The 23979-nt window shown below is 61.4% G+C and carries 17 protein-coding genes; 3 read left to right on the top strand and 14 right to left on the bottom strand.

Features of this window, described 5'->3' with window-relative positions; all coding sequences use genetic code 11:
* Positions 1–7: 7 nt before the first annotated feature.
* From BX592_RS29390 to BX592_RS29375, 4 genes are all read right to left on the bottom strand, one after another.
* A complete protein-coding gene (locus BX592_RS29390) occupies positions 8–2131 on the bottom strand; it encodes a cytotoxic necrotizing factor Rho-activating domain-containing protein (RefSeq protein ID WP_166676500.1) in 2124 nt (707 codons plus the stop codon).
* A gap of 468 nt (positions 2132–2599) precedes the next feature.
* On the bottom strand, positions 2600–4216 hold the full coding sequence (locus BX592_RS29385) for a cytotoxic necrotizing factor Rho-activating domain-containing protein (RefSeq protein ID WP_134196803.1): 1617 nt from the start codon (positions 4214–4216) through the stop codon (positions 2600–2602).
* 207 nt (positions 4217–4423) lie between these two features.
* Positions 4424–4684 carry a hypothetical protein gene (locus BX592_RS29380; RefSeq protein WP_134196802.1) on the bottom strand — a complete coding sequence of 87 codons (261 nt, stop codon included), beginning with the start codon at positions 4682–4684 and terminating at the stop codon, positions 4424–4426.
* A gap of 38 nt (positions 4685–4722) precedes the next feature.
* On the bottom strand, positions 4723–5259 hold the full coding sequence (locus BX592_RS29375; protein WP_134196801.1) for a lecithin retinol acyltransferase family protein: 537 nt from the start codon (positions 5257–5259) through the stop codon (positions 4723–4725).
* 458 nt (positions 5260–5717) lie between these two features.
* Here BX592_RS29375 and BX592_RS29370 point away from each other — a divergent pair, with 458 nt between their 5' ends.
* Positions 5718–6005 (top strand): hypothetical protein, encoded by a 288-nt coding sequence (locus BX592_RS29370; RefSeq protein WP_134196800.1) that lies wholly within the window; start codon positions 5718–5720, stop codon positions 6003–6005.
* Positions 6006–6013: 8 nt separating this feature from the next.
* Complete coding sequence (locus BX592_RS29365) at positions 6014–6790, top strand: PP2C family protein-serine/threonine phosphatase (RefSeq protein WP_134196816.1); 777 nt, start codon at positions 6014–6016, stop codon at positions 6788–6790.
* Positions 6791–6848: 58 nt separating this feature from the next.
* On the opposite strand, the gene BX592_RS29360 is transcribed toward BX592_RS29365, so the two are convergent.
* The 9 genes from BX592_RS29360 to BX592_RS29320 form a co-directional block, all read right to left on the bottom strand.
* The gene (locus BX592_RS29360) at positions 6849–8216 is read right to left on the bottom strand and encodes a sigma-54 interaction domain-containing protein (RefSeq protein ID WP_134196799.1); all 1368 of its coding nucleotides are present in this window, start codon (positions 8214–8216) and stop codon (positions 6849–6851) included.
* A complete protein-coding gene (locus tag BX592_RS29355; protein WP_134196798.1) occupies positions 8213–11269 on the bottom strand; it encodes a peptidase domain-containing ABC transporter in 3057 nt (1018 codons plus the stop codon). Before BX592_RS29355 ends, BX592_RS29360 begins: the two co-directional genes overlap by 4 nt.
* A 57-nt stretch (positions 11270–11326) precedes the next feature.
* Positions 11327–12079, bottom strand: coding sequence for a peptidylprolyl isomerase (locus BX592_RS29350; protein ID WP_134196797.1), 753 nt, complete (start codon positions 12077–12079; stop codon positions 11327–11329).
* A gap of 59 nt (positions 12080–12138) precedes the next feature.
* A complete protein-coding gene (locus BX592_RS29345) occupies positions 12139–13512 on the bottom strand; it encodes a beta-barrel domain-containing protein (RefSeq protein ID WP_134196796.1) in 1374 nt (457 codons plus the stop codon).
* A complete protein-coding gene (locus BX592_RS29340) occupies positions 13490–16111 on the bottom strand; it encodes an FHA domain-containing protein (RefSeq protein WP_134196795.1) in 2622 nt (873 codons plus the stop codon). Before BX592_RS29340 ends, BX592_RS29345 begins: the two co-directional genes overlap by 23 nt.
* 233 nt (positions 16112–16344) lie before the next feature.
* Positions 16345–17760 carry an efflux transporter outer membrane subunit gene (locus BX592_RS29335; protein WP_134196794.1) on the bottom strand — a complete coding sequence of 472 codons (1416 nt, stop codon included), beginning with the start codon at positions 17758–17760 and terminating at the stop codon, positions 16345–16347.
* Between the two features lie 354 nt (positions 17761–18114).
* Positions 18115–18384 carry a hypothetical protein gene (locus tag BX592_RS29330; RefSeq protein ID WP_134196793.1) on the bottom strand — a complete coding sequence of 90 codons (270 nt, stop codon included), beginning with the start codon at positions 18382–18384 and terminating at the stop codon, positions 18115–18117.
* Positions 18385–18638: 254 nt separating this feature from the next.
* Positions 18639–19073: a DUF4399 domain-containing protein gene (locus BX592_RS29325; protein ID WP_134196792.1), complete on the bottom strand. Its 435-nt coding sequence runs from the start codon at positions 19071–19073 to the stop codon at positions 18639–18641.
* 59 nt (positions 19074–19132) lie between these two features.
* Positions 19133–19585: a DUF4399 domain-containing protein gene (locus tag BX592_RS29320; RefSeq protein ID WP_134196791.1), complete on the bottom strand. Its 453-nt coding sequence runs from the start codon at positions 19583–19585 to the stop codon at positions 19133–19135.
* A gap of 179 nt (positions 19586–19764) precedes the next feature.
* On the opposite strand from BX592_RS29320, the gene BX592_RS29315 reads away from it, so the two are divergent.
* Entirely contained in the window at positions 19765–21717 is a 1953-nt protein-coding gene (locus BX592_RS29315; protein ID WP_134196790.1) for an SUMF1/EgtB/PvdO family nonheme iron enzyme, read from the top strand.
* A gap of 44 nt (positions 21718–21761) precedes the next feature.
* On the opposite strand, the gene BX592_RS29310 is transcribed toward BX592_RS29315, so the two are convergent.
* Complete coding sequence (locus BX592_RS29310; protein ID WP_134196789.1) at positions 21762–23951, bottom strand: serine/threonine protein kinase; 2190 nt, start codon at positions 23949–23951, stop codon at positions 21762–21764.
* Positions 23952–23979: the final 28 nt, after the last annotated feature.

Raw genomic sequence — 23979 nt, 5'->3', positions numbered from 1 at the left:
GGCACGATCAACCCGGTGGATGGTAAACCGCCGATTCGCTATCGACCGCCCTGTACCGATACGCGATCGGGCCGCCCCGTTCGCCAATCGACGAACCGCGATCCAGCTTGCCTTTTTCGGCGAGAACGCTGACTGTGACTTTCCCGTTCAAATCCTTCGAGATCACGGCCTCCGCGGTGCCGATCGTGCGCAGACCAACGTCGTGATCGTAGTAGTTGAACGTCATCATGTGCCATTTCGGCTTGTCACCCGATCCATAAGCATGCCGCGCAACATGCAGATGCGACCCCGGGATGGTTTCCGTCGGGCCCGCCACAGCGCCAAGCACGCTGCCCGCACCGATTAGCGCGTACGTGTTGGCGAGGTATTGACCGCTATAGATGAGCGCGGAGAACGGATACTGGCGCCCGACGACGATCAGATCATCGTGGGTTCCATGCCAGCGGTAGGCGGCGTGATCCTTGGGCCCGATCAACGTGTGCGCGTCGACGATGCTACGGGTGCCTTCACGCGCAGTCCGCCAGGCCGGCGACAGCTCCGTCGAGCCCGCGTGATACGCGTAGAGCGATGTGCCATCGGAGGCGAACAGCATCGTGCAGCCGTTCATCGCCCCGCCGGACACGATAACCGTTGCGCCGGGCCGCACATTCGCGAACGGCAGCTTGACCGCACCAACGCCATCGCGGCCATTGCCGAGTTCGATCAACTCCGCCCCCTGCAGGTGACTTGCGGGCCCGTGGCCCCAGAACGTGCCGGCGTTAATTTTCGAGTTGGCGATGTACGATGTGGCCTGCTCGCCGTTGCCCACCGCGAGCACGTCGCGTCGATGCTCGTAGTCCGTCCCGCGAACGGCCCGCATGGCCGACATGTCCTTCACATCCCGGTCCTTTCTGTAGAAATAGAACGAGGTTTTGAAGTCACGGACCCGCATGTTGTCATCGAGCGGTGAGCTCGCGAGCGTCACACCGATTGGGCCTTTGCCCGCAATCCGTCTCAGGTCGCCGCTGGGACGCCCCATCGCATCGGGCGCCGAGGCGCGCCGCCCATCGGTCTTCGTCGGCGTTCCGGTCGCCTTCAACACATCGCCTGCCGGCACAGACGTAGCTTCGCCGCCCGTCGCGCCACTCGGGCCGGCGGCCGGCTCGCCTGCTTTCTCCGGTGGCAAAACAGGCGGCGTGGCCGGCTTGCCCGTTTTCTCTGCCGGCAAACGAGGCGGCGTAGTCGGACTCAACGGATAGCCGACGCGCCCGTCAGGTTGCCTTTGCGGTGGATTGAACCGGGACTTGCGGACCACGTCGACCGTCCGTGTCGAATGGTCATCGAATGGAAAGCGAATCTTGAACCGCGGAAAATCGAAGAAATCCTGCGGCTCTGCATAGTCGGACTTTGCCTTCGAGGCTGCTCGCTGCGCCGGTTGCGCGGGCGCAACGGGCGTCCCGGACTTGCGCGTACTCGCGTTATTCGTCGATGTGGACTGCTTCGGCTGAATCGATTTGAGCGAATTCGTCAGATCGCTCTGCAGTGTTTCCGAGTCAGGTGTTTCGCCGGCGAGCACATCGCTCAACGAGCCGAGCGCGTCTCCGGCTCGCTGAATCAAGTTGCCTTTTGGCGTAAGCGCAATGAACGCATCGGCGATACCCGCATAACGGTAGATTTCCTGCTCTTCCGTGGCGCTCAGCGGCTCCCCGGTTGTCGCCTTTTTGATGAGGTCTTTCGTGCTCGAAACGAATGACGCGAATGGAGACTTCGCCGCATTCGCCGTTGTGGCCAGCACGTCCCGCAACGTATAGTCCGCTTTGATCGTCACGCCGCCGACATATTTAACATCGTCGGGCCCGTGGTTCACCGGCTGCGTCTTTTCCCGCTGTTTCTCATCGCGTGGCGGATCTTCGATGCGCGCATGCGCGACCGGCTCGCCTTTCACAGCGGAAACACGCTCGTGCAGAAACGCAAGCCGGTCGTGCAGCGCATCGTACAGCTTCAGCGCGTCGGTCTCGTCGACTGACAGTTCCCCGCCGCTGCGCTTTCGCTCTCGAATCTCGAGCACGCGTTGTTCGAAGTGCAAAAGACGCGGCACCATCTGAGCGGCGTCCGGATAGTGCTTGAGCGTGTCGTTCGGCTGCGCAGGCATGGCCGCGTCCGAATTGTCCTGAACTTTGCGTCGACCTGACCGTTTCACCGACGGTTCGCGTCGCCCGGAAGCATTTCGTTTCGTCTCCACCCTATTTCTTTGCGCAGGCCCGCGTTGCATCGCGGGAATGGCATTCGACTGCGGCGCGTCATCGTCATCGGGCCGAGGGGAAGTAAAGTCGGGGCGTTTCAATAATGTCGGATAAGGTGTTCCCGCGACAATCTGCATGGTGCGCGCTCCTTGAAAGCGGTCGGTCGACTTGCCACGCGGCACGACCACGCGGCCCCCACAGCATAGGCAGCGCGGCCAGCGTTCATGTGGTGGCCGATCAGGACGGCTCGCAATTGAAAGGTGCACGGCGGCGGCGGGCTTGCGGCGTGTCCAGCGTCTTAAGTTTCGCTTAATCTTCGGGGGCCAAGATCGTTCGCATCCCCTGTTAAGCCGCCGCGGTCCTGGCGGCATTTTTTTTTACTGCGTCGATGGCGGTACGGTATAGCTCGTGGTCATACTGTCGATCGACTTATACCGAAAGCCGACGGCTCCGTCTCCGAGATGCTTCATCGAATCCAGATAGCCCCGTTCGCCCAGTACCTGAACCGTCACCACGCCCTGTTTGCTCTTCGATATCACCGCCTCTGCCGTGCCGATCGGCCGCGGATACTCGTTAAGTGGTGTGAAATAGCTGTAGATCTTCGAGGATGCCCGTGCCGGGTCGCCTCTATCGTCAGCCGCATTGATGCGGTCATCAGACGTTTTTCGCTGCGGATCCGTCGTGTATTTGCCGTAGTGGATCAACGTCGAAAACGGATACTGCCGCGCCGCCGCCACCAGCTGATCGCGATTGCTCAGCGAGGTTGAAGACACCGAAGCATCGTCCGGCCGCATCAACTCATGCGCATTCACAATACTGCGCGCGCCATTCTCCGCCATCGACCAGCCGCGGGTCGAGCGCCCGGCATGATACGCATAAAAGCTCTTTTGATCGGCCGCGAACAGCATCGTACTGGTTTGCATCGGCCCGCCGGTCACGACCGTGGTCGAACCCGGCGGGATGTCTTCGAAGTTCAGACGCATCGCGGCGACGCCGTCTTTTCCCGGTCCCAACTTGATGATGTTGGCGCCTTGCAGTTCGGAAATCCCATCGCGCGGCGTCCAGTTTCTACCGACGTACGCGTTCGCCTCCGGGAAGTAAGAGGTCGCGTCTTCGCCCTTGCCGACCGCCAGCACGCCGTCGCGCGCATCGGCGTCTGTCCTGCTTGCGGCAATTGGCTCGAGCAGGTCCAACGTGTCCTTGTCGTTCCGGTAATAGCTGAACCGCGGCTTGAATTGTTCGATGCGCTGCTGATCTTCGCCTGCATCGCGCGCGGGCTCAAGGTTGACCGGCCCTGCCGCTTTTAACCGCTTGATCGTCGCCACGCCTTGACGAACCGACGTGGGTGGCGATATTGCCGAGGACCAGGTCCCACCCGGCGCAGGTGCAGCCGGCGGCTGACCTGGAAGCTCAAGGATGTCCCGCCCTGGCGCGAATTTGACGGCGTTGGGCATCTTGAGCTCAACGGAGAACATCGATACCACGCCATGTATGTGGTCACCCATTTGTTCCGGTGTCGGCATATCGCCATGAATGGCTTGATTCAAGTGGTTGACCATCGTGCCGGCAAATTGGGTCGCGCCATTCACCGGTGCAATGCCAGCCAGTTTGTCCAGCACCTTTCCGACGTAGTCGATGTTGGCCTGTTCCTCTTTCGTCAACCTGCGATCGCTGAACAGTTGCGTTGCATGGTCCCCCGCGCTCCTCATGAAGCTGGTGAACGGTCCAGTGAACGCGTCGCCTGCTATCTGAAGAACCTCCCGCGTCGAATATTGTGTTTTTATTTTTATTCCGCTTATCCGCACCTTTGCTACGCCCCCATCGCCTGGCTTCGCGTTGTTGTGATCGGCAGACTCGTCCTTTCCTGGCAGCAACGGCGATGGCGGTGAAGGCGGCGCCGGCGATCGCTTCTGCCTTTCAACTATTCCGGTACCGGAGGAGCCCGCGGCGTCGCTCGCGGCGTATGAAGTCTGCTGCGTGAATGAATCGCTCACTCTCAATTCAAGTTTCTCCCTTTTTTCCGGTTACCTGACCAAACCCAAGGATCAACATCCGATATTCAGGCGGCATTTTTATGCGTAGAAACTTGACCGAAGCAATATAAGCATATGTTTTACACAGTTCGCATCCCTTCATCGTCGCGGTGCTCAGGCATCACCAGGGTTCGCAACGGTTGAGCCCACGCATCGATTAGTGCGCGATCATCGGACCATCGACGACGTGCTTATCGAGCCGCTCATCGCCGGACGCTCAACCGCGGGCGGGAATACATTCCACGAACCATCGCGATGACGGAAGAAGAAGATCGCCATCAGGCCGCCCGGCTGCTCGGCTTCAACGCGCACGCAACGACGCCCCTGTCCGTCGCCGCGGGCGAAACGCGTCACGCGCGCGGGTCTCGCGGGTGTTGGCGCAAGCCATTTGTCGACGGCCCAATGCAGCGTCTTTCCGGTGGCATTCATGTCGGTCTCCCTCGGCTGTTGTTTGGCAAACCGCGACATCACGCGGCACGTGCGGCAAGCTGGCCGCCCTTGCACTTCGCGCCACGCGCGGCGAATGCGGTAATCAGGTACAGCAGCGCACGCAGGCCCGCGCAGGGATGCGTGAGGCACGCATGGACCTGCTCGCTGCGGCTTTCGCCGAACAGACACCATGCGCAAAAGTGTTCGCAGTTGTTGGTCAGCAAGCGATAGTGGTCTTCGCCAAGACGCGAACGGGCCCGCCGCACCGCTTCGGCGCCGAAGAACGTCGGCAACGGATGCGGTTCCACCGAGATCGGATGACCTGCGGAAAACTGTTCGAGTGTGATCTCGGCAACCGGGCCGCGATGCGCGGAGCCGGCATAACCCGCGTAATGAACGACCTTGCCGCCGCCGACGTAGATGCCGTGGTGCGCATAACCACGACGTTGCGTGACGAGATGAGCGCCGAGCGCCGGTTCGTCGTCGAAGCCGTAGACCGTGACATCGTTCACCGCGCAGGCCGCCGCGTTGCGCATCGGCTGATGTTCGATGTTCGCTGGCAGGTAGGTGTTCATCGCTCGCCTCGGATCCGTTCAGAAAGTCCCCACAGTTGCGAGCTTTTTTGCATCATCCGGACCAGCGCATGCAAGTCATTGATTCATCGGCAAAGCCAGCAAAAATGGCGGTGCACGTGACGCACAGATGTGCGTGCGAGTCGAACACATCGGGCACACGACTGTTGGTTGCGATCGATCATTTCAGAGGCATCGTGCGCGCTTTGCTGCCGCACGGATTCACGGCGCAATGTGTTGGGTCCACCAACGCCGTGCGCGCGATTGTGTTGGCCAGCGCGGAACGCATCGCGACGCCCGCAGATGCGAACGCACGGCCGCGCATCCGAAGATCGCTACACAATCAATGCCTTAGCGCGGAGTATCCGCAACGGATACAAACTGGCATACCCCTTGCGCCATTTGCCGCAGCTATCCTTTGACTTGTAGCCGCTTCGTCACGGCTCTCCCGGAGGCTCACCATGGCTTCGATTGCTATTCATGATCTCTCACACAGCCTCGCGCTCGATCGCAAGGCGATGACCGCGATCCGCGGCGGCAACAGCAGCGGCGCGTGGGTATTCGGCTGGATTGCGCCGTATGTGAGAACCACGCCGAGCATGGGTCCAGTCGTCAACCTGTACGAAGTGCAGAACAACTTCTACGCGGACCAGATGATCAACCAGTTCCAGACTGTCGACGTGCGCAATAACGGCGCGAACTCGAATATCCACGTGTCGCCTGACGCGCTTAGCCGGAATACTGCGTGACCGATGCCGTGAGTTGCGCGAGCCACTTTCACTGGGTGTCGGCGGCGCGCTCGGACACTGGGCGCGTCCGCGACATCAACGAGGACGCCTGTCTGGACGAGCCGGCCGTTGGTCGCTGGGCAGTCGCCGATGGCATGGGCGGCCACGCGGTCGGCGATCTGGCGAGCCGGCTAGTCATCGATATGCTCGAAAAAATGCCCAACGCCACGGGCATCAAGCAGCGCTGCGCGCAAGCACACGCGCAGTTGCTGGATGCGAACCGGCAGTTGCGCGACGAAGCGGCGCGCCGCCAGGTGCAGCGTATCGGCAGCACCGTCGTCGTGCTGCTCGCCAGCGACCGCTTCTGCGGCTATCTATGGGCCGGCGATAGCCGCATCTATCTATACCGGCACGGACAACTGCGGCAATTGACGCGCGATCATAGCCATGTCGAGGAATTGCGCGCGCTCGGTCAGCTGACTGACGAGGAAGCGCGCAATCATCCGGCGCACCACATCATCACGCGCGCGGTGGGAGCGACCGACAGTCTGTCCGTGGACGAAGACGCGATCGAAGTGGCCGACGGCGACGTGTTTCTGCTTTGCAGCGATGGACTGTCGAATGAACTGACCGACGCAGAAATTCGCGCGACGCTCGCCTCCGCCCCGCACGATTGCCGACGCGTAACCGATGAGTTGATCGACATGGCTCTCGCGCGCGGCGGGCGCGACAACATCACCGTCGTGGTCGTGCAGGCCGAAGACCCGCATGCGTCCGACAAGACGCTGATCAATCCGGTAAGCTGATCGTCGACGCACGCGGCGGATGAACCAGCCTAAGGTGCGAACGAAACCTGTCGGCACCTCAAAGCGTATCGGCCTCGCTATCGTCGGCGTCATTTACGCTGTTCTTGTGCACTCCGCCGCGCGTCGGTTGCGGATGGCGAAAGTCCTTCGAATGGAGCCCGTGCTTCTTCAGCAGCATCTGCAGATGCGAGCGATTCATATCGACACGCCGCGCCAGTTCCGCGACAGTGCCGCCAACTTCACGCAAACCGCGTTGCAAGAACGCCTTCTCCGCTTCGTCGCTAGCCGCGCGCTTTGCATCGCTTAGCGAAAGCAGATTGGCGATACCCGTGGCTTCGCCGTTCACCGGCGCCGCAAACGCCGCTGCCGCCGCCGATGGCGTGTGCTCCGTCGGCCGCACGTCGAGCGGCAAATGCTCGATATCCGCGATATCGCCGGCAAGACACGAGATTCGATACATGATGTTGCGCAACTCGCGGATATTGCCGGGGTACGCATAAGTCAGCAGAAAATCGCGCAGACGCGGCGTCAACCGGACCGGCCGGCGCTTGAGCATACCCGCCGCTTCGTCGCCGAAATACGAGAACAGCAGCGGTATTTCATCGCGCCGGTCGCGCAACGGCGGCAACGTTACGTGGATTACGCTCAGCCGATAGAACAGGTCCTCGCGGAAGATCCCCTGCTCGCTTAGCTTGCGCAAGTTCCGGTTCGTTGCAGCGACGATGCGCGTATCCACCGCGATCGGTTCGTCGGAGCCAACCCGCTGTATTTCATGCGCCTCGAGCACGCGCAGCAGTTTCACCTGTCCAGGCAGCGGCAACTCGCCGATCTCATCGAGAAAGATCGTGCCCGTATGCGCGCTTTCGAATTTGCCCTTGCGGTCGCCGACCGCGCCCGTAAACGCGCCCTTGCGATGGCCGAACAGTTCCGATTCGAGCAGGTTGTCCGGTATCGCGCCGCAATTCACCGAAATGAACGGCTTGTCCGCGCGGCCTCCGTTCGCATGAATCACCTTCGCCATCAGTTCCTTGCCGGTGCCGCTTTCGCCGTCGATCAGCACCGGAAGGTCTGTGGGCGCCGCCTTTTCCGCAATTTCGAGCGCTTCGAGCAGCTTCGGGTTATCGCCGAACGTCCCTTCGAAAATAAAGCTGCGTGCGAGCAACGCTTCGCGGCGCGCCGCGCGCGACAGATCGGCGTGACGCTCAGGCTCCGCGGACGCCGCAGCCTGCACGAAGCGCTCCTTGTGCGACATCTGCATGACCTCGTCGCGAAGCGTACTGGCCTGACGCAACAGCTTTTCGATGTCCGCGCGTTCGAGCCGCGATGACCAGCGCAACGTCGAGCGCAGAATTTCGATCTTTTCGATCAGCCCGGCATAGGAAATCGCGGGGCTGCTGTCTTCCGGCTGGTCGAGTATCTTCATCATGCGCTCAACTGTTTCTGGACGAGCTGGTAGTACATGCCCTTCCGGTTGACCAGTTCCTCGTGTCGCCCCTGCTCGACAATCGCGCCTTCATACAGCACGAGGATCTTGTCCGCCCGCATGATCGTACTCAACCGGTGTGCAATGATCACCGCGGTGCGGCCTTTCAGGATGTCGTGCATATTGCTGAGAATATTGCTTTCCGATTGCGTATCGAGCGCCGACGTCGCTTCGTCGAACACCAGCAAGCGCGGGTCGTGATACAGCGCCCGCGCGATGCACAGCCGCTGGATCTGTCCGCCTGACAATCCAATGCCGCGTTCGCCGACCACCTGCTCGTAGCCGAGCGGCATCTTCGCGATAAATGCATGCGCATCGGCCATCTTCGCGACTTCTTCGATACGCCGCCGGTCCGGCGTATCGTCGCCGCTCGCGATGTTTTCGGCGATCGTCCCCGAAAACAGCAGGTTACTTTGCATTACGTACCCGATTTGCGCGCGGTAGTACGCCTTGTCGATTACGTTGAGGTCGTAGCCGTCGACTGTCATCTTGCCTTCGCTCGGTGCATAGAAGCCGACCAGCAGCTTCGCGAGCGTGGTTTTTCCCGAGCCGCTGCGCCCGACGATCGCGACCAGTTCGCCGGGCTTGATATCGAAGCTGATGTTTTCCAGCACATACGGCGTATCGGTATCGCCATAGCGAAAGTAGACGCCATTCAGGCTGATCTCGCCTTGCAAATCCGGCAGCATCACGCGCGATTGAAGATCCGCGGGCTTCTGCTCCGGCTCGATATCGAGCACGTCGCCCAGCCGCTCCATCGCGACGCCCGCGTCATTCAGCATGCTCCACAAGCCGACGAGCCCCATCAACGGACTCAGCACGCTGCCCATGAACGCGTTGAATGCGATCAGCTGGCCAATCGTCATTTCACGTGCGAGCACGAGGTTCGCGCCGACCCAAAGAATTGCGATTGTCGTTGCGGCATTCAGCAACTGGCTGCCGAAGCCGACCATGATGTTGAACGCGTGCGCGCGGTACTGCACTTCGAGCGCCTTCGCGTACTTCTTTTCCCAGCGCAAGCGGACCGGACGCTCGATGCCCATCCCCTTGACCGTCTCGACGCCCGACAGCGCCTCCATCAGAAACGCCTTCGAATCGGTGGACGCGGCGAACACTTCGCGCGCGTAGCCCTTGATTTTCGGCGTCGCGATTACGGTCAACGCGATGATCGGAACGACGAACGCGATGAGCGTCAATGTCATCTTCACGTTATAAAAAAACATGATCGCGAAGTAGATGAACACCATCAGCAGATTCAGCGCGGTGGTCACCGTCGACTCGGTGAGGAACGCGCGAATCGTCTGGTTCTCCTGGAAGCGCGCGAAGATGTCGCCGGTCTTGCGTTTCGCAAAGAATGAAAACGGCAGCGACATCGTATGTTTGAAAAACTGCGACATCATCGCGAAGTCCATATTGCGAACCATAAAGTTCGACAGATACGCGCGAATGGTCGACATCAGCTGCGAAAACACGTTCGAGATGATCAGCCCGATAATCAGCAGGTGCAGCAGACCGATGTTTTGATGAACGATCACGCCATCGAGGATGTTCTGGATAATCAGCGGCGGAATCACGCCCAGCACCTGGATGACGAAGGTCGCCATAAACAGGTACGCCAGTATCTTGCGATAAGGCGTCAGGTAACCGATAAAGCGCAGCCACGGCGAGCGCGACGCGGCCAGTTGGATCAGGTTCGCGCCCGGCGAAAAGAGCAGACAGGTGCCGCTCCAGCCGCGCTCGAAGTCTTCGACGGCGAGCTTTCTGAACCCGAGCGCCGGGTCCGCCAGCCACACGTAGTCGCGCGACACGCCGTACACGATCACGTAGTGGTAACCCTCCCAGTGAACGATGAACGGTAACTCGAAGCCGCGCAACGAGTCGAACGTGCACTGCACGCCATGCGTGGTGAAGCCAAGCGATTCGCCGGCGCGCGCGAGGCTGTCCAGCGTCGCGCCCTGCGTCGTCACATTCGCAAGCTCGCGCAGCTTGCCGAGCGTCATCGGGATGCCATAGTGTTTGCAGATCATCGCGAGGCACGCGGCGCCGCAGTCCATCTCTTCCGCTTGCTCGACCAGCGCAAAGCGGCGTATCACCCGTTCGCCAAATTCCGGCTTCGTGTGCAGATCGAGCGTCAGCGGTAGCTTGCGCCGCTGCTCGAGGCGTTTCTGGCGTTCGAGTTCGCGATCCGAATAGCGTATCCGGTCATCCAGCACCTCGCGCAGCTTCGGGTTGCGCTCGAGAATAAAGTGCACCGTGCGCTCAGGAATGACGAGTAGCCGCGTATCGGTGCTCGCGATCACGGACGCCATTTGCTCCTGACGCATCAGGCACGCCTTTTCGCCGAAAATCTCGCCGTCGCGCAAGGTCGCGATCGTATAGTCATGCCCGTCCTCATGGCGCACGAGCTTCACTTCCCCCTGCCGCACCACGTACAGCCGGCGGTCATCACGCGCATCCTGTTTCAGAATTTCCTTGCCGGCGCTCACGCGTTTCACGCCGACGCTGCGCACATACTCTTCAAGTTCCGCCTTGTTCAGCTTTCCGCGCAGATCGAAGAGTTGCGCAACGAAGCCGCCCGCCGAATTAATCGCGACATAGCTCGCAACGAAAGCATGCGCCGCCTGATTGGCGAGTATCACCGGCTCAATCGCCGCATGCGGAATAAACAGCAGTTCCGTTTTCGCCGATGCACGCACCGATGACTCGTGCACAAACGCACGCAGCATCGAGATCTCGCCGAAGATCTCGCCTTGCTTGCGCACGCCCATGCTGATTTCCTTGCCGTGCTCATCGGTGAAAATGCGTACCGATCCGGACTTGATCACGAACAGCCCGTCGGCCGGATCCCCGGCATTGCACACGGTTTCGCCAAACGTATAGAAGCGCGACTGCGCATGCGCGGCGAGCCGCTCCAGTTCATCGCGCGAAAACGGCGACAGGATCTCGACCGACGCGAGAAACTCGGCGGTGGACGGCGAAGTTTGCGGAGCGTCCATATCAGTTCGATCCGGTGCTTGTGCGGCGTGTGCGATAGCGCGCGGCGGCTAACGCCGTCAGCGCGCCTCGATGATGTGTTCCTGCGCGCGCGCCATTAACCATTCCTCGCGCAGCAGCCGCTTGATTTCCGCGGCGACATCCGCATCGAGCTGGGCCGGATACTTCGCGGTCACCGCGAAAATCTCGAAGCATGAGCGATCCGCCGATGCAAACGGACCAAGCAGATCGCCGACGGCCGCATTGAATATCTTCGCTTCGATGTCCGGTTTCAGCGACCCGCGCAGCACCTTGCCGATCACGCCGCCCGCCGAACCGGTATCGGCAATAGAATGCTCGCGCGCCATCTCCGCAAAGCTGTCCGGATCGTCGTGCAGATACGAGATCATCTCCTTCGCCTTGCCTTCGCTGTCCAGCACGATATGACTGACTTCGATTGCGTCGAACTTCGGCGAATTCAGCGAAAAGTACTCTCCGATTGCGCCATCGTCGGCAATACTGTCGAGCATTTTTTCCTGATACAAACCATCGGCGATGAACGTCTCGAACTGATCGAGCGATACACCCATCGCATCCAGATACTGATTCGTATCGGCCGCGCGGTGCAGGCCTCGTACGCGGCGAAACTGGTCGGCGCGCTGCTGGATTTCATCGGCACTGACTGTGACGCCGTGTTTTCTTGCCGCGTGCACCGTCAGCTTTTCACGCACCAGTTGCTCGATCAGGCTCTCGAACTGGCCCGTCAATTTCAGCAAGCGTATGAACTCGGCATCGTCGACGACCTCATCGTCGATTCGTACAATCGCGGTCATCTCATTCGCTCCTCAGGTTGTGGCCCGCGCATGCGAAACGGGCTCGAGCTTGTTTTCTGCTAGCCGGCAAGTTGCCGGAACGGGTCCAGTCCCAGGTCGATCAGCCGGCGTTCGCGCACGACAATCTCCGCACTCGCGGTCATTCCGTAGCGCAACGGGTAGCGATTTTCCGCGACCTGGTAGTAGTCTTTGTCGAGCGTGACACGGCCCTCGTAGACCGGTTGCTTGTCCGCGCCGGACGGCTTGGTTGCCGGCGAAATGTACGCGAGCGTGCCTTTGACAATGCCGTAGCGCTGGTAAGGAAACGCGTTGAACTTCATCTTCACCGGCATCCCCTCGTGAAGGAACGCTCGGTCGCGTTCAGCAATTTCTATTTTCAGCACCGGGCGCGCATCCTTCGGCGCGATACCGCCGAGCGGCGCGTTCGCCTGAATCTTGTCGCCGGTCTGCGTCGACGTGACGTCGGTGATCACACCGGACACCGGCGCGAGGATCAGCAGGAAATTGTCCTTATCGATGTTCTCGAAGCGGATGCGCGCGGCGGCATCCGACACGAGCCGTGCGGTCTGCAATTGCAGGCGTAACTTGTCTTCGGTGCTGGTAATTTCTCGCACGGCCGCGTCATACTGTAACTTGAGGCTGGTCGACTGCTGGCCGCTGGTTTCGAGCTGTGCGTTCGCTTCGGAGAACTCGTGGCTCAAGCGAAAATCGAGTTCGGTTAATTTCGATTGAGCAACGCGGTACGCGTTTTCCGCTTCCAGATACGCATTGCGCTTCTGTTCGACCTGCAGTTCGGCCACGCCGCCGCCGCCGGGCTGCGCGAAGAGCCGTGAGTACTTGTCGAGTTCGCTGCGCGTCGCATCACGTGCACGACGTGCATTGTCGAGGTTGCTACGGGCTTCTTCGAGTTGCGCCTTCTGGCCTTCGGCAAGCTTGGTCGTGCCTTCCGATACGCGGTTTTCGTGAAGCCGTTCTTCGACTTCCAGCTGGTCTTTTAGAGCAGCCGCCTTGCGTTCCATCAGTTGTTTCTTTTCCGGGAACTGCTTCCATTCGCGTTCCGCGTCATCGAGCTTCAACTGCGCTTGCAGCGCGTTGGTCGCCGCTTCGATCGCGCCGCGCGCGTTCAGGCGCGCAAGCACGTCGCCTTTCGATACCGGCTGCCCTTCCGCGATATAAAGGTCCGCGAGTTCTCCGTCGATGGGCGCATAGATGCGCCGTACTTCCGATTCAGGCGACAACGTGCCTTGCGCGGTCACGATCACATCGGCGCGGCCGAAGAACGACCACAGCAAACCCGCGGCGACCAGCGCGACCATTGCCAGCACAAGCGCCTGCGCAATACGGACGGGCTCAGCCGTCAGAATCGCGATGCCCTCGACGCTGTGGTCCTCCAGCGCCTCATGCAGCGGCTTAGGGTGAGGATCGCGCTTCATCGTCATCCGCTCCGATCAATGCCAGCTTCGTTTTAAGCAGGTTCGGCTCGAGCACCATCCGTAGTTCTTCGAGCGAGCGGCGCTGCAATGCAGCCTCCGCGTCGATGTCTTCGAGCATCTGGTCCCATTGCGATGGATGATCCGCTTTGAGCTGTGTATACACGCGCATGCCGCGCTGCGCGGAGGCCTGCGCGTCGGTCAGTAAGCGGGCCTGGCTGCGAAACCGTTCGGAGATGCCCGATTCGAGCCGTTGCGTGCCGCCAATCGAACCGTTTGCGCGGTACTGGCGCCACCAGGTCTGCGCGCGCTCCAGCTGATCGTGCGCATGCGCCAATGCGTTATCGCGCACGGCCGCGACATCCGGCGCAATGGCGTGTGCAAACCAGCTGTCTTCGGTCGGGTTTAGCCCAGCATAGAACGATAGGAGACGCTGCTCGTAGTCCTTGCCGCCACGATTGCGTCTCAAGTCCGCGAATTGAGCGGCCAGCGCCTTCTTGTGCGCGTATTCAGCGGAGATCTCCGTCGACCAGGCGCCGCTTGAAATGTGTTGCAAGCCGTCGAGCGCACGGTCGACGTCGCCGCGCTGCCATGCGGCAAGCACCGCATCGAGCTGGCGCACCGCGTCCGCGGATGGCAAACGCGATGCCGCGAATTGACGGTATTGCGCGACGAACGGCGGCGTCGTGAATCGCACCTGTTTCATCCGCGTGAGCAGTTCGGTCAAACGGCGCGCGAGCAGCACATTGAGCAGGCCGGTGTATTGGCGCAAGTCATCGCGTAGCGCGTCGAGTCCGGCAAGCCGCGGATAGCGCTGCGCGTAGTCGTCGAATATCGCGGTTAGCACATCCGGTTTGTCGCGGGCGAGCTCCGCGTTGATCGTGGCATTCAGGCGATCGATCGCGGCGACGTACACCGAATCGTCGCTTTGCAGCTTGCGCAGATGGCTTAGCGCGACGGCGTACGGATCGGCGAATTGCGGCACGTAGGACGCGATGCGATCGAGTGTTCGTTGGTGACTCTTCGGATCGTCGTTCCAGTGCTGCAGCAAACCGTTGATGCGATCCTCGTCGCCATAAATGCGGATCGGCGGATCGCCGCCCGGTGCATCACCACCAGGCTGCGCGCCACTTGAACCCGCGGCGCCGTCGCGACGCAACGCGAAGCGCTCGAGATCGCCGACCCATTGCAGTTCATCGATCAACGGCGCCGTGTCGGTATTACCCGCGCTGGTCGCTCGCATACCGCCGATCAGCGCGGCCGCGCGATCGAATTGACGCGCTCGCACCGCATCGACCCAACCGGGCACACGCGCCTTCATCAGCGCCTCGCTCGCGAGCGCCTTCACTGCATCGTCTGCCGGATTGTGTGTCAAATAGCTGTTTGCCACCGCGACCGCCTGTTCATCGTCGCCGCTTGCCAGCAGATGTTTCAGCTCCCTCAGCGACGAACCTCGCATATGGAGCACCGTCGCGATGGCCGCGATCACTATCAGAGTCGCGACCGACCCGAAGCCGATGCGACGCAGCGTCGTGCGATCGCCGCCGGCAAACGTGCGCGCGAACTCCGAGGCGAGTGCGCCGATCAGATGCCGCGGCTTGCGCTTGCGCGATTCGTTTTCCTGACGATCGACGCTCGCCGGACGCGCGGCTTCGTTGACCTCATCCTCCCGTTGCACCGCACGATCGACATAGAAGATGTCGAGAAACGAATGCGCGGCACCGACAAACGTCGTCTTATCCATATCGACGGCCGGCTCCGGCACGGGCGCCGGTCGTCCAGCCACAGCGCCATCCGGCGAAGCGGAAGCGGGTTGCGGAGCATTGTCGGGCAGAGCGTTGCGCGCCATCAGATGAGTGACAGTCGGCTCGATCTCAACCGGCTTGTGCACCTTCACCCGGTAAACGAAGTGGTCGCCGCCGAATCCAAGTACGTCGCCATCATGCAGTTCGACTGCGGACTCGTCGAGCCGCTTTCCTCCGACAAAGGTACCGTTCGTGCTGCCGAGATCTTCGACGTAAGGCTCGCCGCCGCGCAAAAAGAGGTGCGCATGACGGCGCGAGATGTAGTTCACCTGATGCGGAAAGCGCTCTTTGTAGCGCGCAAACAGCGCATCGGTTTTGCTGACAAGAAACGGGAATGCGGTGATGTCGATCGGCTCGAGGCCAAGGTCGGCGCGCTCGGGAATCAACGTGACGCCGAGCAGTTGCGCGGCGCGCGCCGCAGCCGGATCGAACGCGCGCGGCTCGATGCCGACGCGGTATGCGAGTTCGCCGCCGAAGCACAACTCGTCGCCGGCTCGCACACGGCTCGGCGACTCGCATACGCTGATGCCGTTGACTGACGTTCCGTTCTTGCTATCCAGATCTGCGACGTACACCGCGCCTTGCTCGGAAAAGATGCGCGCATGACGCCGCGATAGACGTGCGACGGTCTCATGCGGATAGTCGGCGAACGGGGCCTCGCTGCGACCGATCGCAAACAGGCTTTCGGAGATGCGGATCACGCCCAGCGCCGGATTCGAGACCGGCACGAGCACGACGTCGAACTCCTGGTTCAAGGTCGCCCGCATCTCAGCAATCGGAGCTTCGCCGGGGTTCATCTCTCTGCATCACTAAGCGTATACCCGCTGGCGCATGCGTTGAACCGAAGCGTCAGAGGAATGCCGTCAGGAAGCGCGGCGGATGGCGCGCGAGCGGCCCGGAACACCGGGCGGCCGGCACACAGCGATTGTAAGTCACGCATCACGGTAGTCAATTTTCTGATCGAGCGGATTAAAAGCGGTGCTTCACATCTTTATCCGGCGAGCCCAGAATGAAGAGCGCCGGGTTTTCCCTACTGCTTGACGTCATTCACCTGCATCTGGATATCGACTGGCGGCCAGCCGCCACCCAGTGCCTTATAAAGCAACACCGTGTCCGACAGAATCTGCTGATGGTTCAGCAACAGTTCGAGTTGCGCCTCGAGGTACGACCGGTCGGTTTCGAATACATCGAGTTGGGAAATCACCCCTTCTTTCAACTGCGAATTCACCTGATCCGCGACAATCCGCAGACGCTCGACCTGCTGCAGCAACTCGACACGCTGCGCCTTGTGCGCATTCAGACTAACGAGCGCACTCTCGACTTCTTCAAACGCGCCCATCACCGTGCGCCGGTATTCCTGCTCGGCGACCGTCGCTTGCGCTTCGGTGGTCTTCACATGGGCACGCGTGCCGGGGTCGAGAATCGGAATGTTGATGCTCGGCATCAAGCCGAACGTGAACGATTTCAGCAAGTCCGACAAAGCGAGGCTCGCAGTGCCACCGTGCGCGGTCAGACTGACCGTCGGCAGCTGCGCGAGCTTCGCTTCGCCGACCAGGTCATACGCTTCGAGCACGCGCAATTCCGACGCGACAATGTCGGGCCGCCGCGCGAGCAGCTGTGACGGCAGGCCAGCCGGCACCGGCGGCAACTGCACGCGTTGCTGCAAGTGCCCGGGTGGCACCTTGTACTCACCGGCCGGCACGCCGATCAATGTGCACAGCGCGTTGTTCGCGAGTTCGCGCGAGCGGCGCAAATCGAGCAGATCTTTTGTGAGGCGGTTGATTTCGGCCTGCTGCCGCAACACTTGCGTCTTCGGAATCAAACCGTTCGCGCTCATCCCTTCGAAAATCGTCAGAATCTGGCGGTTTGCGTCGATCATCTTTTGCTGCTCGTCGATCTGGTCGTCAAACTGCAGGATCTGGAAATAGGTGCTCGACACGTTCGACACGAGTTCCAGGTATCCCGCGCGCCAATCGGCTTCGCTCGCGCGAAATTCGGCTTTTTGCGCCTGCACGCCCTTCTCGACCTTGCCCCAGATGTCGATGTCCCAGTTCACCTGGGTCGCCAGGTTGTACTGCCGCGAAAGCGGTGAGCCTGTCGTCTTCTGGAAACTCGCGCCGGCGCCAAGGTCCATGGTCGGCAACGCGCCTGCGTTTGCTTCGGCAATTTGCGCACCGGCGACATTGATGCGCGCCGCGAGAATCTTGATGTCGAAGTTGCCGTCGATCGATTTCGCGATCAGCGTATTCAGATACGGATCCTGAAACGTCTTCCACCAGTCCGGTTCGATGGTGTTCGCAGCGGAGATCGATGAGCCGGTGCGATCGGTCCACGCTGTCTTCTCCGGTGTGTCCGGGCGATGGTATTCCGGCACGTGCGCGTCGATGCAGCCCCCGAGCAATGCGACCGTTAGCAGCGCCTGAGCTGCGGCGACAGACACGCGCATGCACGTCCGGCGATCGTGCAGTCGTAGCACGACGTGGCTGCGGATGTAGCCCGGCAAGCGGCGAACCAATGAACGAGGCAACGCGAACACGGTATTCTCCGAACGATCCCGGCAATGCCGCACAGCGAATACGCGATTCAAGTAAAGCACGTCCCGCGCAGCATCTCTATCGATGTCTGCGTGAATTCGCGCGTTCGGGAGTGCGTGCGTTTCGCGTGCGACCGTCGGACGGATCGTGTGGAAAGGACGATTCTGCTTATGACTTTTTGATGCGCGACCGTGGCTACCGCGATCAAGCTTTCAGCGCGGCCCGCGGAAGGCCCGGTCCAGCCTCCGCGGAGCCGTCAGGCCGTCTTAATGAACGTTGACGTTGTTCGTCGCGGTCATCGTCGGCGTAATCGTCGTGTCGAAGTTCTTCGCGAACGCGTTGCCATTGCCGCTCACGTTGTTGATCGACTGCGACTGGTCGATCAGCTGTTGCGCGCTGACGGTCTTGCTGCCGTCGAACTTGAACGACAGGCTGGGGAAGTACGGGTAAGCGATAAAGCCACCGCGCACGGCTTTCATCGCTTTGCTATCGAGTTGTTCGGTAACGTGCAGGTCTTTGATCGTCAGCGAGGTCATCACAGTTCTCCTAAGAGGTGGACGCAGGATTGCGTTTTCAGCTTCGAGCATTCTTTGTCTGCTCGGGTGTGACTAACGCATACGCTGTGCCAATGATGAACGCGCGTTGGCTCGATTCACGCAATGCCTTGAAAATAAGGCCTTTTCTTTTTGTCGTCCGGATTTTACGAGCGCTTCGACAGACGCGCCACGGTCCGGAACCGATGGGCCGAAACCAACAGCATGCTTGCGGGTGTCGGCGCGACAGCCACACTTCACTTCGCGATCACGGTGATCTTCTTCGAGTAGATCGGCGGATCATGCGGCACATGCTTATCGTCGCCCATCAGCAGCTGCAGCGTGTGCTTACCGGGCGGCAATTCGATCATCGTTTCCGTTTCGCCCGCGCCGAAATGCAGATGCTGGCGATCCGACGGAATCTCCTGGTCCATTGGCGGCAAATCGGTATCGATCAGCAGATGATGATGACCGGTGTTCGGATATTTGACACCCTTGGGCGCGACGCCCATATAGCGCAGCCCGAACCATACGCGAAACGGCTTGTTGGCCGGCACGATCTGGCCGTCGTTCGGATAGCCGATATAGGCGATCGCATCGCGTGGCGCCGGCGTCGTGCCGGCCAATGCCGTATTCGACACGAAGGCGCACATCGACGCGGCAAGCACGGCTGCGGCAAGGATCTTGTACATGGTTGGGTTCTCCCGTCGGCGCTCATCGGCCCCGCGCGCCGCAAGGTCCGGCGCGGACACTATTTGACGATGATCGTGATCTTCTTCGAGTACACCGGCGGCACGTGCGGTACATGGTTCTGATCGCCTAGCAGCAGTTGCAGCGTGTGCTTGCCGGGCGGCAGTTCGATGCGCGCGTCGGTCTCGCCCGCGCCGAAATGCAGGTGCTGACGATCGGACGGAATTTCCTGGTCGAGCGGCGGCAAGTCCGTGTCGATCAGCAGATGGTGATGGCCGGTATTGGGCACGTTGACGCCCTTTGGACACACGCCCATATTGCGCAAGCCCATCCGGACCCACAACTTGCCGCCGGTGATGACCGCGCCGTCGTACGGCCAGATGATGTACTCCTGTGCGCCTGGCGGCGACGGAGTTTGCGCGGCGGAGTGTGCGGTCGATGGACCCAGACCGACGCTAACGGCCGACGCAATGAACAGCGCGGCTAGCACGCCTGGCATTCTTGTTCTTTGCATGGCGCATTCTCCCGATGGAAGGTCAGGACTTCGCGGTTCTGCTAGCTTAGGACGGAACTTGCCAAAAAGATACGCGACACTCGTTAACGTTCTGACGTTCGGACTGCGTGCTATCTTTTCGATGATGGCCTGCGAGACGTCCCGTACATTTAAACGGTCCAACGCGGACAGGATTGAATATGTGGCGAAAACTCCTGCTGGTATGCCTGATCGGGGTCGGCAACGCACAAGCGGCCGTGGCGGACACGAATCTTGTCCGGGCTGTCGACGAAGCAGCGCGAGTCACAGGGCGGCCGGCGGCCATTGCCGATCCAGGCCCCGATGTCGTTGAACGTAAGGTCGCGCTTGTGATCGGCAACGGCGACTATCCGGTTAGCCCGCTTTCAAACACCCGACGCGATGCACAGGCAATCGCCGCAGCTTTAGCGGCGCTAGGTTTTGACGTCATCAGCGCGCCCGACGCGACGCCGCAACAAATGAATGAGGCAATTGCCGAATTCGGCAAACGTCTGCAAGCGGGCGGCACGGGTCTTTTCTACTTCGCTGGCCACGCCATTCAAACATCGCATTCGACCTTGCTGCTCCCAACGGGCAGCGATATGCGCGCACCGGCGGCATTGGTGCGCAACGGAGTCGACGTGAGCGCGGTGCTGCGCGTGATGTCCGCAACGCGTGCGCAGCAGCGCAACGTGCTGGTACTCGACGCATGCCTTGCACAACCGTTCGCGCCACCCGCGCAATCCGACGCCGCGCTGCCGGCAGTGCCCAGCCAAACCCTGATTGTGTACGCGACGGCCCCCGGCGGACTTGCGCTGGATGGTTTGCAGCACGGCTTGCTGACCTCTGCATGGCTACGTGAGCTTCAAAGCGCGCACGGCGAGAACGTCGGCACGATGTTCGAGCGTGCGTCGGCTGAAGTCGCGCAGGTGACACATGGGCGACAAAAGCCATGGATGTCGTCGACGTTGAGCGACGCATTGGAGCTGACCGATGGCGCACAACTGCAGCGAGGCGGAGTGCCGCACATCACACTGGCGCAAGCGCTGGAAGCACCTGACGCCGCGTCAGCGCAGATGCAAACCCGCGGCATCATGCCGAAGGACAGCAACGAGCAATACGAACTGACGTTCTGGGACTCGATCAAGGACAGCAACTACGCGAGCGACTACGAGGCCTATTTGAAGGCCTATCCGAACGGACGCTTTGCGACGCTCGCACGCGCGCGCATCGAGCGGCTCAAGGCAGCCTCGGGTGCGCAAAAACCACAGGCAACGCCTGCCGCACCGTCCGCGCCTGCGCCGCAAGCCGTAGCGCCCGCCGCGCCGGCAGCCCAACAGCGCCCCGCTGCGGCGGCCACACCCGCACCCGCTGCGCCAACGGCCGCACAATCGCCGGCCAAAGCGACAGTGACCGCAAGCGGCGAAAGCAAGGACTGCGCGGCATGCCCGGTGATGGTGCCCTTGCCCGCGGGGTCATTCACGATGGGCAGCAATTCCGACGACCCATCCGAAAAGCCACCTCACCGCGTGACGATCAGCGCGCCTTTTGCAATCGGCAAGTACGAAGTGACGGTCGAGCAATGGAATGCATGCGCGGATGCGAATGGCTGTCCGCGTCTGTCGCCGGAGAGCAACACTGTCAAAAATGCGCCGGCGCGCGATCTCAGTTGGGACGATACACAGTTGTACGTCAAATGGCTGGCGAAAACGACCGGAAAACCATACCGTCTGCCGACCGAAGCGGAATGGGAATACGCGGACCGCGCAGGCACGACGACCAAATACTGGTGGGGCGACCAGATGCGCAAAGGCCAGGCCAATTGCAAGGACTGCGGCGACCCGTGGCACAAGGAAGGGCCGGAGACCATCGGATCCTTCGCACCGAACCCGTATGGCCTGCACGACATGAACGGCAGCGTATGGGAATGGGTCAGCGATTGCTGGCACAACTCATACCAGAACGCGCCGAACGACGGGCGGGCATGGGATGCGCCCGGCTGCAACATGCGCGTGATTCGCGGCGGTTCATGGCGCGAAGGCGGCGACTACATGTTGACGTCCACGCGTTTCAAGTACAGCCAGAGCGTGCGCCAATCTCAAGATGGCTTCCGCGTCGCGAAGGACCTGAAATAACGAACGCGCGACGCGAAAGCGAAACCGCACAACGTACGCGCGCTTCACTGTCCGCGCGCGTGGCTTGTGATCGGCACAATATCCGCGGCGATCCGGTCCTGCCCGTACTTCGCGGCGATCTGCCTGAGCCTCGCGTCGAGCGCACGCAAATAATCGGCACGCGACTCGCTTTCCGGCCTCAGGCTGTCGAACAGCGGCGCCGGCGTAGTCAGCAGCACGACCATTTCCGTGCCGAACGGTTTCGACACGATCCAGTCGCCGGCCGCGCCAACCGTCGCCAAATGGTGCGGCGGCGCCTGATTGTCCTTCGCACGCGGCCCTGGCACCATATGCACGACACTGCCGTCAAGCACGAAATAGTCGACGTTCACATACGAGTCGTAACCCGGCGTCGACACGTCGACGACCAGCGGATCGCCTTCGGTCAGCTGTCCGCCCGGTGCGCGAGTATGCAGCGCCGCCACGTGGCCTGCTTGCCAGTTGCGCACCCAGTATGGCGCGTACGCATCGAGCACCTCGCATTTGTCCGCACCGAGCGACTGCACATCGAGATTGACCGCCTCGACACCGGGGATTGCGGCGACCGTTTCCTTCAGCCTGCCGATATCGCCCGGCTGACCGACGAAGCCGCGCAAGTGCACTGCGCGATCATGAATGGCAGGTGCGAGCGCGGAACAAGGCACTTTCGCAAGCAAGGGCGCAAGCATCGCGAGCGTCGGTGGCGGTGCGGTCACCGCATGCGACGCGGGCGCGCCGTTTTGCGCTGCCGGCTGTTGTACCACGGCGGACGCAGCCGGCTGAGCCGAGGCCTCCGATGCAACCGGCGCCGACGTTTCCGAAGCCGCGGATGTTTGCCGATCGGCATCCGGTTCGACATGCGACGCACGATACCGGACCACGCCGACGCCCGCCGCAACCAGCACCACTAGCCCCGCGATGCCTGTTTTCAGCGGCCAGCCGGACAGCGATGCGAACGCGCCGCTGCCGTTGCCCGCCGCGCCGTGGCCGCTCGCCTTGCCGTTCGCCGCGCGCGGGTCGTCGCTGCAAAACTCTTCGACAAAGCGCGCGACGGTCGGCATGCGCGTTGCCCGATCGAATGACAGCGCCGCACGCAGCGCGCGCCATTGCCGCGTGCTGACCTGCTCCGGCCTCTCCGGTTGCCGATGCGCAGCGCGCGCCTGGGTTGCCGACAACCGGTCGAACGGATGCCGCCCGGTGAGCAGCTCGTACGTGATGCAACCTAGCGCATAGATATCGTCGCGGGGATCGGGCTCGAGATGTTCAAGCATTTCCGGGCTCGCATACGCGGGCGTCAACGCACCAAGACTGCCTGGGTCGAACACGGTTGCGTCGTTTTCCTCCTCGGTGCGCTGAAATACGCGCGCGATGCCGAAATCGATCACCTTCACTTCGCCTTGCTCGGTCAGGAACACATTCGCCGGCTTGAAATCGCAATGCACGAAGCCGCGCTCGTGCGCATACGCAAGCGCAGCCGACATGCCGCGCACGATCGGCAGCGCCGCGCTAACCGGCATGCCGTGAAAATCCGGTGTCCGCAAAATCTGGCTAAGCGGCTTGCCGGACAGATACTCCATCGTCAGATAGACAATCGCGCCGTCGCGGTCGAAGTCGTACACCGTGACGATGTTCCGGTGCGCGAGCACCTGCGCCTTGCGCGCTTCGCGCTGCAGCGCGATCAGCGACTTCGGATTGCCGCGGAATTGCACATTGAGCACCTTGATCGCCACATACGGCTTGCGATCCGATGCTTCGAGCTTGCGCAGATCGAGCGCTTTGTAGACGGTGCCCATTCCGCCTACGCCCAGACATTCTTCGAGCACGAAGCGATTGTTCAGCGTATCGCCGGTGCTTTTCACCTGGTCGGACGCAGCGCCTTGCGCAAGCGTCGCGCCGAAGGTACCCGATGGTGACGACGGCGATGACGGTGGCGCTGGCGGCACATCGACGCCGGCTTGCCCCGGCGTTGTTTGCACCCGCGTTTCCTCGCCGCCTCCGGCAAGGTTCGACACCGGCAATTGTTCGATTCTGCGGCGCACTTCCGCATGAAGATCCGCCGGCAGCGGCATGCGTGCGTGCGCGTCGTCGAGAATTTCGCGCAACCGCGCCGCACTGAGGCCTTCGGTCGTCAGCGTGTTGTCGAGCTGTGCGACGAACGCATCGTGCGAAAGCGCGCCGCTCTGGTAGTCCCGGATCAGATGCGCAAGGTTGGCCATGGGTGCGAAGCGATGCAGCGCTCGTTGG

Origin of the sequence: Paraburkholderia rhizosphaerae (assembly GCF_004366595.1) — a bacterium.
Lineage (GTDB): Bacteria > Pseudomonadota > Gammaproteobacteria > Burkholderiales > Burkholderiaceae > Paraburkholderia > Paraburkholderia rhizosphaerae.
This window is presented reverse-complemented; position numbering and strand designations above follow the sequence as displayed.